The sequence below is a fragment of the Pseudomonas sp. 4CAES_32.4 genome, from assembly GCF_058136335.1.
The window spans coordinates 4,686,305-4,702,500 of sequence record NZ_CM176882.1 but is presented as its reverse complement, the minus strand read 5'-3'; the positions used below and the strand labels follow the sequence as shown (position 1 = coordinate 4,702,500).

The following is a 16,196-nucleotide window of genomic DNA, read 5'->3' as shown; positions in this document are numbered from 1 at the left end:
CGCATACGGTGGATGCCTTGGCAGTCAGAGGCGATGAAAGACGTGGTAGCCTGCGAAAAGCTTCGGGGAGTCGGCAAACAGACTTTGATCCGGAGATGTCTGAATGGGGGAACCCAGCCATCATAAGATGGTTATCTTGTACTGAATACATAGGTGCAAGAGGCGAACCAGGGGAACTGAAACATCTAAGTACCCTGAGGAAAAGAAATCAACCGAGATTCCCTTAGTAGTGGCGAGCGAACGGGGACTAGCCCTTAAGTGGCTTTGAGATTAGCGGAACGCTCTGGAAAGTGCGGCCATAGTGGGTGATAGCCCTGTACGCGAAAATCTCTTAGTCATGAAATCGAGTAGGACGGAGCACGAGAAACTTTGTCTGAATATGGGGGGACCATCCTCCAAGGCTAAATACTACTGACTGACCGATAGTGAACTAGTACCGTGAGGGAAAGGCGAAAAGAACCCCGGAGAGGGGAGTGAAATAGATCCTGAAACCGTATGCGTACAAGCAGTGGGAGCAGACTTTGTTCTGTGACTGCGTACCTTTTGTATAATGGGTCAGCGACTTATTTTCAGTGGCGAGCTTAACCGAATAGGGGAGGCGTAGCGAAAGCGAGTCTTAATAGGGCGTCTAGTCGCTGGGAATAGACCCGAAACCGGGCGATCTATCCATGGGCAGGTTGAAGGTTGGGTAACACTAACTGGAGGACCGAACCGACTACCGTTGAAAAGTTAGCGGATGACCTGTGGATCGGAGTGAAAGGCTAATCAAGCTCGGAGATAGCTGGTTCTCCTCGAAAGCTATTTAGGTAGCGCCTCATGTATCACTGTAGGGGGTAGAGCACTGTTTCGGCTAGGGGGTCATCCCGACTTACCAAACCGATGCAAACTCCGAATACCTACAAGTGCCGAGCATGGGAGACACACGGCGGGTGCTAACGTCCGTCGTGAAAAGGGAAACAACCCAGACCGTCAGCTAAGGTCCCAAAGTTATGGTTAAGTGGGAAACGATGTGGGAAGGCTTAGACAGCTAGGAGGTTGGCTTAGAAGCAGCCACCCTTTAAAGAAAGCGTAATAGCTCACTAGTCGAGTCGGCCTGCGCGGAAGATGTAACGGGGCTCAAACCATACACCGAAGCTACGGGTATCACCTTCGGGTGATGCGGTAGAGGAGCGTTCTGTAAGCCTGTGAAGGTGAGTTGAGAAGCTTGCTGGAGGTATCAGAAGTGCGAATGCTGACATGAGTAACGACAATGGGTGTGAAAAACACCCACGCCGAAAGACCAAGGTTTCCTGCGCAACGTTAATCGACGCAGGGTTAGTCGGTCCCTAAGGCGAGGCTGAAAAGCGTAGTCGATGGAAAACAGGTTAATATTCCTGTACTTCTGGTTATTGCGATGGAGGGACGGAGAAGGCTAGGCCAGCTTGGCGTTGGTTGTCCAAGTTTAAGGTGGTAGGCTGAGATCTTAGGTAAATCCGGGATCTTAAGGCCGAGAGCTGATGACGAGTTACCCTTTGGGTGACGAAGTGGTTGATGCCATGCTTCCAAGAAAAGCTTCTAAGCTTCAGGTAACCAGGAACCGTACCCCAAACCGACACAGGTGGTTGGGTAGAGAATACCAAGGCGCTTGAGAGAACTCGGGTGAAGGAACTAGGCAAAATGGCACCGTAACTTCGGGAGAAGGTGCGCCGGTGAGGGTGAAGGACTTGCTCCGTAAGCTCATGCCGGTCGAAGATACCAGGCCGCTGCGACTGTTTATTAAAAACACAGCACTCTGCAAACACGAAAGTGGACGTATAGGGTGTGACGCCTGCCCGGTGCCGGAAGGTTAATTGATGGGGTTAGCTAACGCGAAGCTCTTGATCGAAGCCCCGGTAAACGGCGGCCGTAACTATAACGGTCCTAAGGTAGCGAAATTCCTTGTCGGGTAAGTTCCGACCTGCACGAATGGCGTAACGATGGCGGCGCTGTCTCCACCCGAGACTCAGTGAAATTGAAATCGCTGTGAAGATGCAGTGTATCCGCGGCTAGACGGAAAGACCCCGTGAACCTTTACTATAGCTTTGCACTGGACTTTGAATTTGCTTGTGTAGGATAGGTGGGAGGCTTTGAAGCGTGGACGCCAGTTCGCGTGGAGCCATCCTTGAAATACCACCCTGGCAACTTTGAGGTTCTAACTCAGGTCCGTTATCCGGATCGAGGACAGTGTATGGTGGGTAGTTTGACTGGGGCGGTCTCCTCCTAAAGAGTAACGGAGGAGTACGAAGGTGCGCTCAGACCGGTCGGAAATCGGTCGTAGAGTATAAAGGCAAAAGCGCGCTTGACTGCGAGACAGACACGTCGAGCAGGTACGAAAGTAGGTCTTAGTGATCCGGTGGTTCTGTATGGAAGGGCCATCGCTCAACGGATAAAAGGTACTCCGGGGATAACAGGCTGATACCGCCCAAGAGTTCATATCGACGGCGGTGTTTGGCACCTCGATGTCGGCTCATCACATCCTGGGGCTGAAGCCGGTCCCAAGGGTATGGCTGTTCGCCATTTAAAGTGGTACGCGAGCTGGGTTTAGAACGTCGTGAGACAGTTCGGTCCCTATCTGCCGTGGACGTTTGAGATTTGAGAGGGGCTGCTCCTAGTACGAGAGGACCGGAGTGGACGAACCTCTGGTGTTCCGGTTGTCACGCCAGTGGCATTGCCGGGTAGCTATGTTCGGGAAAGATAACCGCTGAAAGCATCTAAGCGGGAAACTTGCCTCAAGATGAGATCTCACTGGAACCTTGAGTTCCCTGAAGGGCCGTCGAAGACTACGACGTTGATAGGTTGGGTGTGTAAGCGCTGTGAGGCGTTGAGCTAACCAATACTAATTGCCCGTGAGGCTTGACCATATAACACCCAAGCAATTTGCGAACTCGAGAGAGACCAGATTGCGGTGTGTGAAGACGAAACGAACCGAAAGTTCGATGTTCACAAAACACCGAAAGCTGTCACATACCCAATTTGCTGAAGCGAGACCATCAGGTCACGACTCAGTACCCGAATTTCTTGACGACCATAGAGCGTTGGAACCACCTGATCCCATCCCGAACTCAGCAGTGAAACGATGCATCGCCGATGGTAGTGTGGGGTTTCCCCATGTGAGAGTAGGTCATCGTCAAGATTAAATTCCGAAACCCCAATTGCGAAAGCAGTTGGGGTTTTGTTTTGCTCGCAGGAAAGTCTTCCAGGAATACGCTTGGATGCATCATCAATTCCAAATTAAAAAGCCCCGTCGCAATGACAGTAGCGACGGGGCTTTTTTCATTGGCATCAGCCGACGAATTGCTATGGGAAACTTCAAAGTACGCCTGACGATGGAGGAAGACCAGAGAAGTACGTGTCTATAGCGAGCGATCAATCTTCGCGCCTGCATCCAGCGCGCATATCTGCGCTGAACGCCGTTACAACGAACGAGAGCGGCGCAGGGCTTCGATGGTTTCGATCAAATCGTCATACGCCACCGGTTTGCCCAGGTGCTGATCAAAACCGGCCTCGCGGGATTTCTGCATATCGCTTTGCGTGCCATAGCCGGTAAGGGCAATGGCCGGAATGTTTTTCACCAATGGCAACTTGCGCAATGCGCTCATCAGTTCATAGCCGGTCATGACGGGCATGCCCAAATCAGAAATGATCAGATCGAAGCGCTTGCTCTCGGCGGCTTTCAGGGCTGCCACCGGGTGATCGAACGCCGTGACATTGGCATCTTCCATTTCCAGCAGCATCTTCAAGGTCTCAAGCACATCCTCAGAGTCATCGACCAGCAGGATATTCAGGCCCTCAAGCTTGCCAGAAAGAGGTTCTGCCTCTGGTGTGGAAACGCTTTGATTTTCGTCAGAGGCCAAAGGCAGGCACACGGTGAAAGTACAGCCTGCGCCCAATCCGGGTGATGTAACCAGTACCGTACCGTTTTGTGCTTCAGTCAGTTGTCGCACCAAGGACAGGCCGATACCCAGGCCTTCGCGTTGGTGGTTGGTATGTTGCTTTTCCGCCTGGCCAAACAGATCGAAGACATGTTCGAGGTTCTCGGCAGCGATGCCGGCGCCGTTGTCCTTGATGTCCAGGCGCGCCATAGGCCCGCTTCGACTGGCGATCAGCTCGATGCGTCCGGTCGGCGGAGTGAATTTCAATGCGTTGTTTACCAGATTCCAGATGATCTGTTCCACCCGCGTCGGGTCAGCGTGAATGATCAGCGCCTCGGGCGGCAAGTTCAGGTCAACCCGGGTGGCATGTTGTTCATTCAGCACCACGGTATGGATATCGCGCAGTACCGCAGTGAGATCAACTCGGGCCATTTGCAGTTTGAGCTTGCCGGTGCGCACGCGTGCAACGTCGAGCAAATCATCGATGATCCGCGCCTGGCTGTTGACCGCATCGCAAATAGTGCTGACCGCTTTGGTCGCCGGGCCGGCAGTTCGGATGACCGGCAGGCGCCTCAGCAGTTCGGCGTTGAGCTGGATCAGGTTGAGCGGATGTTTGAGCTCATGGGACATGACTGCAAAGAACTCGTCACGCAGAGAAATCGTGTTCCGCGTTTGCGCCAGCTCCTGGCTTTGCTCATCCTGCGCGCGTTTATGTCCGGTAAGGTCACGGGCAATCTTCACGTAACCTTGCAGATAATCGCCACTGAGCAGGGTCACTTCGGCGCTACAAAAGAAACGGCTGCCGTCCTTGCGCCGGTGCCAGCGCTCATCTTCGGCGCGCCCTTGCAGGCGAGCAGTGGACAATTCGTTTTCGGCCATCCCGGCGGCGCGATCTTCAGCTGTAAAGATAAAGTCGTAGAACGCACCCTCGGCTTCGGCTTTGCTGTAGCCGAAAATCAGCTCGGCGCCTTTATTCCAACTGGTGATCGCGCCTTGCTCATCAAGAATGATGATCGCGTAGTCGCGCGTACTCTCGGCGACCAGGCGCATACGCTCTTCACCCAGGCGCAGCTCTTCTTCGGCGGCGCGGCGTTTGGTGATGTCGATAAAGGTCAATACGGTGCCGTCGATATGATCTTCGCTGGAGCGATAGGGCAACAGCCTTGCGATGTACCAGCGATTGTCGGTGCTGCTGACCTCACGTTCGATCATGTTCAGCGATTCAAAAACTTGCGCCGCATCCACGGCGAGGTTGGCGTAATTGAGACGATGGGTGATATCGAGCAATGAGCGTCCGGTGTCCACCGGCAACATACTGAAAATCTCGGTGGCGCGCGGGGTAAACCACTTGATGCGCATGCTGCGGTCGACAAACACCGTGGCGATGTCGGTCGAGGCAATCAGGTTGGTCAGGTAATCGTTGATCTTGTCGGTTTCTTCGACCTTGGTTTTCAGTTCGAAATTGACGGTCAGCAGCTCTTCGTTGATCGACTGCAACTCTTCCTTGCTGGTCTCCAGTTCTTCGGTGGCCGAACGCAGTTCTTCGTTGATTGCCTGCATTTCTTCGTTGGAGGCCTTGAGCTCTTCGCTGGACACCTCCGACTGCTCGATGGTGTCTTGCAGGTGCAGCTTGGTGCGTTGCAGTTCACGCTCAAGGTTCGACAGCACCTGGCTTTCAGTCTGCAGCAGGGTCGTCATCGCGTGCTCGCCGGGGTCAACTTCGGCCTCTTCGAAAATCACCAGCACGCATTCACTGTCGGACGCATCGTCTTTGTATGGCTGGGCAACCAGATGGACGCGGAATTGACGCTCTTCGCGCTTGAGCGGCACCTCCCGTGAGCGCACGGTCAAATTGCTTTGTTGCACCTGGAACAGTGTGGTCCGAATCTCCAGGCGTAACTCCGGCAGGATCAGCGTCAAAAGGTTGCGAGACAGTTCGCCACCGACATGGCGCAGGAAGCGTCCGGCGCTGTCGCTCATGTGCAGAATGTCGGCATTGTTGTCGACAATAATGCTCGGCGGTGCGGAATGCTCGATGGCACGCCGGTGGATATCGGCGAAAGACAGCTTGGGTTGTTCGCTGGTCTTGGTTTCGGGGCGCGAGATGTTGCTGCGCACATAGCCGCCCCGAGGCATGGTCGGCGTGCGGCGGCTGCTCGGCGTGCCGGTTTTGGCGCGGAAGATCCGATTGCGCTTGTCCACCGGGGCGAACAGTTCATGGCAGGCATCGGCGCTTTCCGAAGTGCCGAGGAACAGGAAACCGCCCGGCCGCAGGGCGAAGTGGAACATTTGCAGGATTTCACGCTGCACCTCGCGATCGAGATAGATCAGCAAGTTGCGGCAGACGATCAGGTCGATTTGTGAGAACGGAGGATCAGACAGCAGGCTGTGCTTGGCGAAGAGAACTTTTTCGCGGATTTCCTTGCGGATCCGGTAATGCTCATCATCTTTGACGAAATAATGACGCAGACGGGGCGGCGGTACGTCAGTGACGATCGCCAGCGGGTAACTACCGGCACGGCCGATACTGATTGCCCGTTCGTCGATATCCGTGGCGAACACCTGCAGACTGGCGTTGCTGCTTTGCACCTGCATCTGGTCATCAAGGAGGATGGCCAGGCTGTAGGCTTCTTCACCGGTGGAGCAGCCGGCGGACCATATGCGCAGTTCCTCTTTCTCTGCTGAAGTGGCAACGGACTGCACCAATTGCGGCAGGACGTCGCGCTCCAGCGCCTCGAAGGCCTCGCGATCACGGAAAAAGTTGGTCACACCGATCAACATGTCGCCCAACAACGCTTTGGCTTCATCGGGAGTGTCTTGCAGGTACTGGTAGTACGCGGTCAGGTCAGGTTGCGAGGTGACCTGCATTCGCCGCTCGATCCGCCGCAGAACCGTGGCTCGCTTGTAATGCTTGAAGTCGTGACCGGTGCTGGTGCGCAGATGAATCAGGATGTCATGCAAGCGCTGCTCGGCGATGGCCGCTTCCTGTTCGCTGGTCGGAACCCGGGTTTTCAGATCGGGATCATTGGCACTGGGCAGCGTGATGTTCTGAGAGTTTCGCCATAATTCCAGCAGCTTCTGCGGCATGTCCACCACCGGCAGCACCAGGTCGACCATGCGCGTTTCGATGGCTGCGCGGGGCATGCCGTCGAATTCGGCGTCTTCCGGCACCTGAACCAGTGTAACGCCGCCCTGTTCCTTGATACGCGAAAGCCCCACCGCACCATCCGAACCGCTGCCCGACAGCACCACGCAAAAAGCGCGCTCGCGGTGAACGTCAGCGAGGTCGCGGAAAAACAGATCAATCGCCGTGTGCCGGGCCAGCGGCGAGCCGGCAGGGCTGACGCGCAGATATCCATCGTTCATCGCCAGTTGTTGTGCAGGCGAGATGACGTAGACGTGATTCTTTTCGATCGGCGCGGTCTGCGTGACTTGCAGCACCGGCATTCGCGTGGATTCCTGAATGATCTTGTCGGCGATGCTTTGATGGTCCGGCGACAGGTGCAGGATGATCACGAAGGCCATTCCGGTGTCTTGCGGCATATTGTCGAAAAACAGCTTGATCGCCTGCAAGCCTCCCGCCGAGGCACCGATGCCGACCACCGGAAAGTCCAGATGGCTGGGGCTCAGCTCTTTGCGCTCGGGCAAGGCGGGCGAGGCGGGTGTTTTCGAGGTCATGACTTCGGCCTTTGGTGGCGATGCAAATGCATCGCGGGGATCAACTGCACAGATAATTGCACAGAATAATCCCGATTCATGATTCTGCCTTCAACAGTTTTCGAGGCAGAGTTGCATGCCTATGCGTTGGACATCGGGAAACTTGCGCCGGCTCCAATCATTTTCGGCTTCGGATTAGTTACGCGGCTAACCGTCGTTAGGCTCGGTTTCAGCCAATGAAGTGCTGACATCGGTTATATGCCGGCGACCGTAGACTTGATAGGTAAGGCTACCGTCCTCGCTATCCGGTTTGCGCAATGCCAGTTGCGCGAACAAGCCATTCTTTTCGCTGTAACTGCCGAACCAGTCGATCAAGGCGCCGATGTAACAATCATTGCCAATGAAGACCGGCAAGTCGGCGACTTTTTCAATGCTGTAATGCGCCGGGCCAAAGCTGTAGTAATCGTTGTCACCGGCGCCGGTAGCCGGGACAGGGCAGAGCGGTTCTTTTGAAGGAATAGCGGCAGTTTCATTGACTTTGGCCACGGCCAAGTTGAGCGCCCGGTGCCGATCGGGTTCGAGTTCAAACGTGCTGTTGCCGTCATCTTTGTGCTGTAGAACAGGCACGTCGAGGTCATAGCGATAACGGATCGTCACCGTCGGCACCTGGACGTTGATTTTCAGCGGGCTGAGCAAGTAGACACGGTCAACGCCGTACTCGCTGTTTCGATAAGCCGCGTAAGTTTTGCCGCGCAGGTTTATCCAGTCCACCGACTGATTGGCGCCGCGATCATTGGTGTAGAACAGCGAACTATCGGGCTCAACAGAACGTTTGACGAACCGTTCGCCGTCACGCCGCCAGGTTTCCACATAAGTGAACAGACCGGTGCCCCCAGCATAGGTATTTACGATCAGATCGCGCTGCCCGTCGCCATCCAGATCCCGCAAGGTGTAAGACGTCAGGCCGGTTTCGGCGGCGTCATTGATTCGGGAGGCGGTCAGCGCTCGCCATTCATCGGCACCAACGCCTTCGGGCTGCGATGTCGGAAAGTGCGTTATCAAAGAATCCTCTTCGCTGGCCTCACCGTGAAAACCGCCAGCAGGAGTTTTCACGGCGAGCGCGGCGAGTACCCGATCCAGCGCAAATTCTGGATCATCTTTACTGGCGGCTTGAATGCGCTTTTGCAGATCGTCCAGCACCTGTTTATCGAGGTCATCCGGTTGATAGGCAACCGCTGCCTGCCACTGCGCGTGCAACGCTTGCAGGCGCTCGCGCAGGGTAATCGGGCGAGGAATGTTGAAGGGCTGGCTTCAGGGAACCGCACTTCTGGCCGATAACCCACTCGGTAACTTCAACGTCGCGCGAAATCCCTTGATAGCATTTGGCCGCCAGCTATCATCTTTGCGCCTGAAATTGCCCTCACTTCAATTGCCTGGAAATCTTCGATGCTGTCGTATCACCAAAAAAGTTTTCTGATCGTCGATGATTTCTCGGATTTCCGCAGTTCCGTTCGTTCGATGCTGCGTGAGCTTGGGGTCAAGGACGTCGATACAGCCGACACCGGTGAGCAGGCGCTGAAAATGTGTGCGCAGAAATCCTACGATTTCATCTTGCAGGATTTCCACCTGGGCGACGGCAAGAAGAACGGCCAGCAGGTCCTCGAAGACCTGATGCTGGAAAAGCTCATCAGCCATGAAGCCGTGTTCGTCATGGTCACGGCCGAGACCAGTCAGGCGATGGTGCTCAGTGCCCTGGAGCACGAGCCGGATGCGTACCTGACCAAGCCGTTCAACCGTTCGGGTCTGGCCCAGCGGCTGGAGCGTCTGGAGCAGCGCAAGACATTGCTCAAACCGATTCTGCAAGCCCTTGACCGTGGCAAACCGGTCGAGGTGCTTAACGCTTGCATCGCCCTGTGCAAACAGGACATCCGTTATTCACCGCTGTGCCTGCGCTACCGCGCCGATGCGCTGCGCGACATGAACCAGAACGAAGCGCTGGAGCGCCTTTACGACGGCATCATTGCTGATCGGCCGTTGCCGTGGGCATTTGCCGGATTGGGCAAGTTGCTGTTCAAACGCGGCCAGGTCGCCCAGGCCAAAGGCGTCTATGAGAAAGCCTTGAAGGTGTTCCCGATGATGCCGGCGCTGTATGACGGCATGGCCGACGTGCTGGTTTCCGAGGGCGACAGCAAAGGCGCGCAGCGGGTGCTCGAAGAGGCGATTCGTCTCTCGCCGCTGGCGGTGCGTCGTCAAGCGTTGCTGGGCAAACTGGCGATGGCCAACGAAGATTTCGACACCGCCTCACGCGCCTATCGCCAGGCCGTGGCGCAGGGCGCGCAGTCGCGCTTCAAGGATCCGGAAAGCAACCTCGGGCTCGCCCATGCGTTGATCAGCAAAGGCAGCGAGCGCGGTCTCGACACGCGTACGCGGCTGGAGATCAACACCACACTCAGCGCAGTGGCCAAAGAGAACCCGACCGACCCCGGCCTGCAGATTCGCGCACGCCTGATGAAGGCCACCAGTCTGCTGCTCAACGATGCCGAAACCGCTGACAAGCTCACCGAACAAGCGCTGATGCGCCTCGACGGCATGGAGCAATTCATGAGCCCGGAAGCGGCGCTGCTGGTTGCCAAGCAATTGCAGATGCTCGGTCAGGCCGAGGCGGGCACCTCGATGCTCAAGAGCTGTGCGGAGATCTACGGTGATGATCCGGCGGTAATGAAAGACATCGCCAAGCTCACCGATGACCCGACTATCCTCAGCTCCAGTAACGCCGCTGCCGACCTCAACCGTCAGGGCGTGCGCGTGTACAAGACCGGCAACCTAGTGGAGGCCCGCGAGGTGTTCCGCAAGGCGCTGAAGCTGCAACCGAAGAACATCAGTATTGCGCTGAACCTGGCCCAGTCGCTGCTGCATGGCACCGACACCTCGGTGCCGTCGGCGGAGCTGGAAGAATGTCGGGCCTGCCTGAAAATGGTCGGCCTGATGCCCGACACCGACGCGCGTCATGCGCGTTATCAGAAGCTGAAAAGCAAGGCGTTTGGCGAATGAACCACGACGAGCAGGCGGTGGATTTTTCTACGGTGATTGCCTCCACCGTTCACGACATGAAGAACTCGCTGGCCATGCTCATGCAGGCTCACAGCCAATGGCTGGCGCGCTTGCCACAAGCGTTGCGTGAAGGCACGGAGCAGGGCGTGATCGACTTCGAGTTCGCCCACCTCAACGGCATGCTGGTGCAGTTGCTCGGGCTGTACAAACTCGGCGTCAATCAGCTGCCGCTGCAACCGGCGTATCACGAACTGGATGACTTTATCGAGGCGCAACTGGCGGCGCATCAAGAGGTGTTCGCCAGCCGCGGCATCATTGCCACTTATGAGGTTGATCCGCTGAGTCCGCTGGGGTTCTTCGACCGTGAGCTGGTCGCCTCAGTACTCGGCAACTGCATCAACAATGCAATCCGTTATGCCCGCGAATCGCTGCTGATCACGGTCAGCGACGAGGCCGGGCAATTGGTGCTGAGCATCAATGACGACGGCGACGGTTATCCGGTCGAGATGCTCGAACGTCAGGCCGACTATGTGCAAGGGATCAATCACAGCAGCGGCAGCACCGGGCTGGGGCTGTATTTCGCCAACCGCATTGCCGCGCTGCATCAGCGCAATGGCGTTGAAGGTCGCACCGAGATCCGTAACGGCGGACCGCTCGGTGGCGGGGTGTTCAGCCTCTACCTCCCTTGATATTGCACCGATTCCTGTAGGAGCTGCCGCAGGCTGCGATCTTTTGATTCTGGAAAAACAACATCAAAAGATCGCTGCCTTCGGCAGCTCCTACAGGGGGTATTCGCGTTGTTTGTTTTTTTGTTTTGACGCTGCTTGATATTCCGAACAGCCGAAGCCTATTTTGTACGGGTCGCCGTTCGCGGCTCGCACAATAACAAGGATTGCGTCATGACAACCGATGGCCAGCGTTCACTCGCGCAGCGACTGACGGGCATTGATGAGATTGAATGTGTCACGCCGGATTTGAACGGCGTGCCGCGAGGCAAAGTGATGACCGCCGAGGGTTTCCTCGAAGGGCGGCGTTTGCAGATGGCGCGGGGAGTGCTGCTGCAATGCATCATGGGCGGTTATCCGGCGGCGCGTTTTTACGGCAGCGATGATGGCGACCTCGCGCTGGTGGCCGAGCCCACGATGATTCATCCGCTGCCGTGGAGTGACGAGCCACGCGCATTGGCCATTTGTGATGCCGATGAACTGACCGGCGAAAGCTCCAACCTGTCGACCCGTGGCCAGCTCAAGAAGGTCATCGCCCGTTACGCCGCGCGCGGCCTGGCGCCGGTGGTGGCGACCGAGCTGGAGTTCTTTGTCTTCGCCCCGAACACTGATCCGACCCAACCGTTCCGTCCGCCGGTGGGCCTTGATGGTCGTCGCGAGGATGGCCAATCGGCATTCAGCGTCAGTTCCAACAATGGCCTGCGACCGTTCTTCAGCGAAGTCTATAAATGCATGGCCGCCCTCGGCCTGCCGCGCGACACCTTCATGCACGAGATGGGCGTCAGCCAGTTCGAGATCAATCTGCTGCACGGCGATCCACTGCTGCTGGCCGATCAGACGTTCCTGTTCAAACACCTGCTCAAGGAAGTCGCGCTCAAGCATGGCCTGACCGTGGTCTGCATGGCCAAGCCGCTGGCGCACACGCCGGGCAGTTCGATGCACATTCACCAGAGCATCGTCGACATCAACACGGGCAAGAACGTGTTCAGCGCCGAGGACGGCCAACCGACGGCGATGTTCCGCCACTTCATCGGTGGACAGCAGGCGGGCATGGCGGAGTTCACCGCACTGTTTGCGCCCAACGTGAATTCGTACCAGCGCCTGTGCCATCCGTACGCTTCGCCGAACAACGCGTGCTGGTCCCATGACAATCGCGCCGCTGGCTTGCGTATTCCCGCCAGTTCGCCGGTTGCGCGTCGGGTCGAAAACCGTTTGCCCGGCGCCGATGCCAATCCGTATCTGGCGATCGCTGCCAGTCTGGCCGCGGGTTTGCATGGCATCGAGCATGAACTGCAGCCGACGGAAGCGATTCAGGGCGAGTTCGAGGTGCCGGACAACCTCTCGTTGCCATGTACCTTGCATGCTGCGCTTGAGCGTCTGAAACGTAGCCACTTGGCGAGGGAACTGTTCGGACAGGAGTTCATCGAAGGCTACATCGCTTCGAAGACCATGGAGTTGACCAGCTTCTTTGATGAAATCACTCCCTGGGAACGGCGTGTTCTAGCAGCCCAGGCCTGACGAACTGTCGCCATCGGGCTATCGTTTTGATAGCCCGGTCTTTACTGCAAGGAGCCGCTCGGAACGCCGATGCGCCAAATCTGGAAATCCTTTCGAGCGCTGTATTTCGCCTCGCTGATGATGTTGATCGGCTCGGGCCTCCTATCGACCTATCTGGCCCTGCGCCTGGCCGCTGACAACGTCGACGGCCTGTGGGTCGGTGCGTTGATGGCGGCCAACTATTTTGGTCTGGTGCTGGGCGGCAAGATCGGCCACCGCTTGATCGCCAGGGTCGGGCATATCCGTGCGTACTCGGCATGTGCGGGGATCGTCGGCGCGGCGGTGCTCGGCCATGGTTTGGTGGACTGGCTGCCGGCGTGGCTGGTGCTGCGGACCATCGTCGGTCTGGGCATGATGTGCCAATACATGGTGATCGAGAGCTGGCTCAACGAGCAGGCCGACGCCAATCAGCGCGGCTTGGTGTTCAGTGGTTACATGATCGCTTCGTATCTGGGCCTGGTGCTGGGTCAGTTGATTCTGGTGATGCACCCGGGGCTGGGTCTGGAACTGCTGATGCTGGTCGCCCTGTGCTTTGCGCTGTGTCTGGTGCCGGTGACGCTGACCCGGCGCATTCACCCGGCGCCGTTGCATCCGGCGCCGATGGAGCCGCGTTTCTTTATCAAACGTGTGCCGCAGTCGTTGAGCACGGTACTCGGCGCCGGCCTGATCATCGGCTCGTTCTACGGTCTGGCACCGCTTTATGCCTCGCAGCAGGGGCTGTCGACCGAGCAGGTCGGTCTGTTCATGGGTAGCTGCATTTTTGCCGGGCTGTTGGTGCAGTGGCCGTTGGGCTGGTTGTCTGACCGTTATGATCGGGCGCTGTTGATTCGTTGTTTCGCCGGGTTCCTGGCGGTGGCCGCGTTGCCTCTGGCGGTGCTGCCGCAGGTGCCGCTGGAGGTGTTGTTCGGTGTTGGCTTCCTGTGTTCGCTGGTGCAGTTCTGCCTGTATCCGCTGGCAGTGGCGTTCTCCAACGACCACGTCGAGGGTGATCGGCGGGTGTCGCTGACGGCGATGCTGCTGGTGACTTATGGTGTCGGCGCCAGTATCGGGCCGTTGCTGGCGGGTGTGTTGATGAAGTTTCTCGGCAGCCAGAGTCTGTATGCGTTCTTCAGCTTCTTTGCGCTGGTGCTGGTGTGGCGAATTCGTCCGAAAGCGGTGACCAATCTGCACCAGGTCGACGACGCGCCGCTGCACCACGTCGCCATGCCGGACAGCATGTCCAGCTCGCCGCTGGTGGCGGCGCTTGACCCACGGGTCGACGAGCAGGTGGTGCAGGAGCAGATGGTGCAGGACCCTGTGCAAGCACCGGCTCCCGAACCCGCGCCTGAAACCGATACGCCGGCCGAGCCTGCTGTAGAGGCCGAGCCGGATACCGACAACGATAATGACAAGCCGACCCCGGATCTCAGTGGCGGCCGACCTTGAGCTGAACCAAAAACACCGCGCATAAAAAAGGGCAGTCCCGCCAAGGACTGCCCTTTTTATTTGCCGCTACAAATCACATATCGTCTTTATCGAAACGGCGTGCTTCACGCTGCAACTGATAAACGAAACGCTCAACGTTGCGCGCCGCCTGACCACTGATGTTGTGGAAACGCAGGCCGGCGAAGGTGATGTTGAGTTTTTCTTCGAAGTGCAGATAGCGCAGTTCGACGGCGGTCGGCTGATTGCCGAACAGCGGCGTGGCGATCAAGCGGTCGTAGACCTGGCCCAGTTGCAAGCGATCAGTGATGTCACCTTCGAAACGCAACTTGCACCCGGTCGCGGAGATATCCAGCAGCTTGCCGTTGATCGGCGCCTTGAGCTTTTCGCCACCCAGTTCAACGCTGACCAGATCAGCGAGTTTCAACGCGGCGCGGAAGGCATTGCGGCGTTGGTGGTAAACCACTTCGGTCGGCAGCTCGCCGGTGTAGAAACGGTCACCTTCGGATTCTTCAATGTTCAGCGTGCCGTTGCATTCCCAGGCGATGCGCACGCCTTCGTGAAAACCTTCAACCTTGAACGGCTCGCCGGCCAACAGGAAACGTTCGCCATCGCGCGGGATCATTTCGTCCAGGGCAATCGAAGCGGTGTCACGGTCAACTTTGATCAAATAGCTCTGAAAGCGCTGGCTGCGCTCATGGAACGTGATGATCAAAGGATCGTGGCTGTCTTGCAACTGACGCAGGTTGCTGGAGATTTCCAGTGGCGTGGTGAGCACCTTTGGTGGCTGCGGAGCATCATCCGCGCTGAGGGCGTTGGACACGGTTTATCAATCTCCAGACAAAATATGACGACTAGCCAGCATTTTGCCAGCATGTTCCGCGGGTTGATAGAGCTGACGCATCAACGACTCATGCCTGGCTGAGCGGACGCGGTACGGCGGGTTTGGCAAACGTACCGCTGGCGTTGTAAAGCGCTGGCGCTTCACCACCGGTAAGGATCTTCAGTTGATTGGCCGTGGCGGCCTGCTGGATCTGGATCGACTGGCCGTTCTTGAGATTGGCGGCCTGGCATTGGGCGATCAGATCGGTCAATGCGTCGCCTTGCGTCAGCAACTGGTCGCCAATGCTCGAATGGCTGGCCAGTTGCGCAAGACCGCTGCGATCGGTCGGCAAGTTGAGGCTGGCGAGGATTTCGCTGCGCTTGCGGCCATGCTGTTCAAGCAGAATGATCAATGCCTGTTTGTGCGCCAGAATTTCTTCCAGCAGGGGCATGTCGCGACCGTGCAAAGCGAGGGATTCGGTTTGCAGCAACTCCAGCAATTGTTGAGCTGGAGCAAAGTCGTCGTTGATCAGTTGCAATAAATTAGTGTCGTGCATGGCTGGCCTTGGGTTTTAAGCGTCCAAAAGCCTGGCGCCGGCAAAAGCCTAGCGCTGGGCTTCGAAGTTGAGCAGTTTGCTGGCTACACGGTTGCTGTCGACTTTATAGCTGCCATCGGCAATCGCGGCTTTCAACTCGGCCACACGGGCTTTGTCGACAGCAGGCTGATCGCGCAGCTTGTCAGTGACCTTCTGCAACTGTTGAGCCTCATTGCTGAGGTGTACCGATTCCCCGCTTTTTGCGGTACTGGCCTGTTCGGCCGGGGTATTCAGCGGCGCGGAAGTACCGGTTTCAGCGGTCTCCTTGGCGTTGCTGGTACGTGTACTGCCCGTAAGTGACGAGGAGCTGTTCAAACGGCTGAAATCGATGACCATGATAAAAACCTCTGGGAATTTGGACGCTTGCCATGTTTTCGGCCATCCCCTGGAAAACTTTAGGCACATTTATACCAATATGCCTTGCATGCGCCGACGCGTGTCCTGCTGCGGCACAGTTTAGGGAAGCGACGGGGTCC

9 protein-coding genes and 2 rRNA genes (1 of these 11 cut by a window edge) are annotated in these 16,196 nt (G+C 57.1%); 6 read left to right on the top strand and 5 right to left on the bottom strand.

What is annotated here, in order from left to right; genetic code table 11:
- Positions 1 to 2,879, top strand: a 23S ribosomal RNA gene (locus AC3Y64_RS21080); it begins 15 nt to the left of the window's first position.
- A 156-nt stretch (positions 2,880 to 3,035) separates the two neighbouring features.
- Positions 3,036 to 3,151 (top strand): 5S ribosomal RNA (rrf, locus tag AC3Y64_RS21075).
- A gap of 280 nt (positions 3,152 to 3,431) precedes the next feature.
- Here rrf and AC3Y64_RS21070 read toward each other — a convergent pair.
- The gene (locus AC3Y64_RS21070) at positions 3,432 to 7,568 is read right to left on the bottom strand and encodes a CheR family methyltransferase (RefSeq protein WP_489985133.1); all 4,137 of its coding nucleotides are present in this window, start codon (positions 7,566 to 7,568) and stop codon (positions 3,432 to 3,434) included.
- A 186-nt stretch (positions 7,569 to 7,754) separates the two neighbouring features.
- Positions 7,755 to 8,804, bottom strand: coding sequence for a lysozyme inhibitor LprI family protein (locus AC3Y64_RS21065; protein WP_489985132.1), 1,050 nt, complete (start codon positions 8,802 to 8,804; stop codon positions 7,755 to 7,757).
- A gap of 189 nt (positions 8,805 to 8,993) precedes the next feature.
- Here AC3Y64_RS21065 and AC3Y64_RS21060 point away from each other — a divergent pair, with 189 nt between their 5' ends.
- The 4 genes from AC3Y64_RS21060 to AC3Y64_RS21045 all read left to right on the top strand — a co-directional run bounded on the left by AC3Y64_RS21060 (position 8,994) and on the right by AC3Y64_RS21045 (position 14,305).
- Positions 8,994 to 10,598 (top strand): response regulator, encoded by a 1,605-nt coding sequence (locus AC3Y64_RS21060; protein ID WP_489985131.1) that lies wholly within the window; start codon positions 8,994 to 8,996, stop codon positions 10,596 to 10,598.
- Positions 10,595 to 11,287 (top strand): sensor histidine kinase, encoded by a 693-nt coding sequence (locus tag AC3Y64_RS21055; RefSeq protein ID WP_489985130.1) that lies wholly within the window; start codon positions 10,595 to 10,597, stop codon positions 11,285 to 11,287. Before AC3Y64_RS21060 ends, AC3Y64_RS21055 begins: the two co-directional genes overlap by 4 nt.
- A 312-nt stretch (positions 11,288 to 11,599) precedes the next feature.
- On the top strand, positions 11,600 to 12,841 hold the full coding sequence (locus AC3Y64_RS21050) for a glutamine synthetase family protein (protein WP_489988013.1): 1,242 nt from the start codon (positions 11,600 to 11,602) through the stop codon (positions 12,839 to 12,841).
- Between the two features lie 69 nt (positions 12,842 to 12,910).
- Entirely contained in the window at positions 12,911 to 14,305 is a 1,395-nt protein-coding gene (locus AC3Y64_RS21045) for an MFS transporter (protein WP_489985129.1), read from the top strand.
- A 73-nt stretch (positions 14,306 to 14,378) separates the two neighbouring features.
- Here AC3Y64_RS21045 and AC3Y64_RS21040 read toward each other — a convergent pair whose 3' ends face one another.
- From AC3Y64_RS21040 to flgM, 3 genes are all read right to left on the bottom strand, one after another.
- Positions 14,379 to 15,125 (bottom strand): flagellar brake protein, encoded by a 747-nt coding sequence (locus AC3Y64_RS21040; protein WP_158954477.1) that lies wholly within the window; start codon positions 15,123 to 15,125, stop codon positions 14,379 to 14,381.
- 88 nt (positions 15,126 to 15,213) lie between these two features.
- Positions 15,214 to 15,681 (bottom strand): flagella synthesis protein FlgN, encoded by a 468-nt coding sequence (locus tag AC3Y64_RS21035; RefSeq protein ID WP_158954475.1) that lies wholly within the window; start codon positions 15,679 to 15,681, stop codon positions 15,214 to 15,216.
- 48 nt (positions 15,682 to 15,729) lie between these two features.
- A complete protein-coding gene (gene flgM / locus AC3Y64_RS21030) occupies positions 15,730 to 16,056 on the bottom strand; it encodes a flagellar biosynthesis anti-sigma factor FlgM (protein ID WP_007960324.1) in 327 nt (108 codons plus the stop codon).
- Between the last annotated feature and the right edge of the window lie 140 nt (positions 16,057 to 16,196).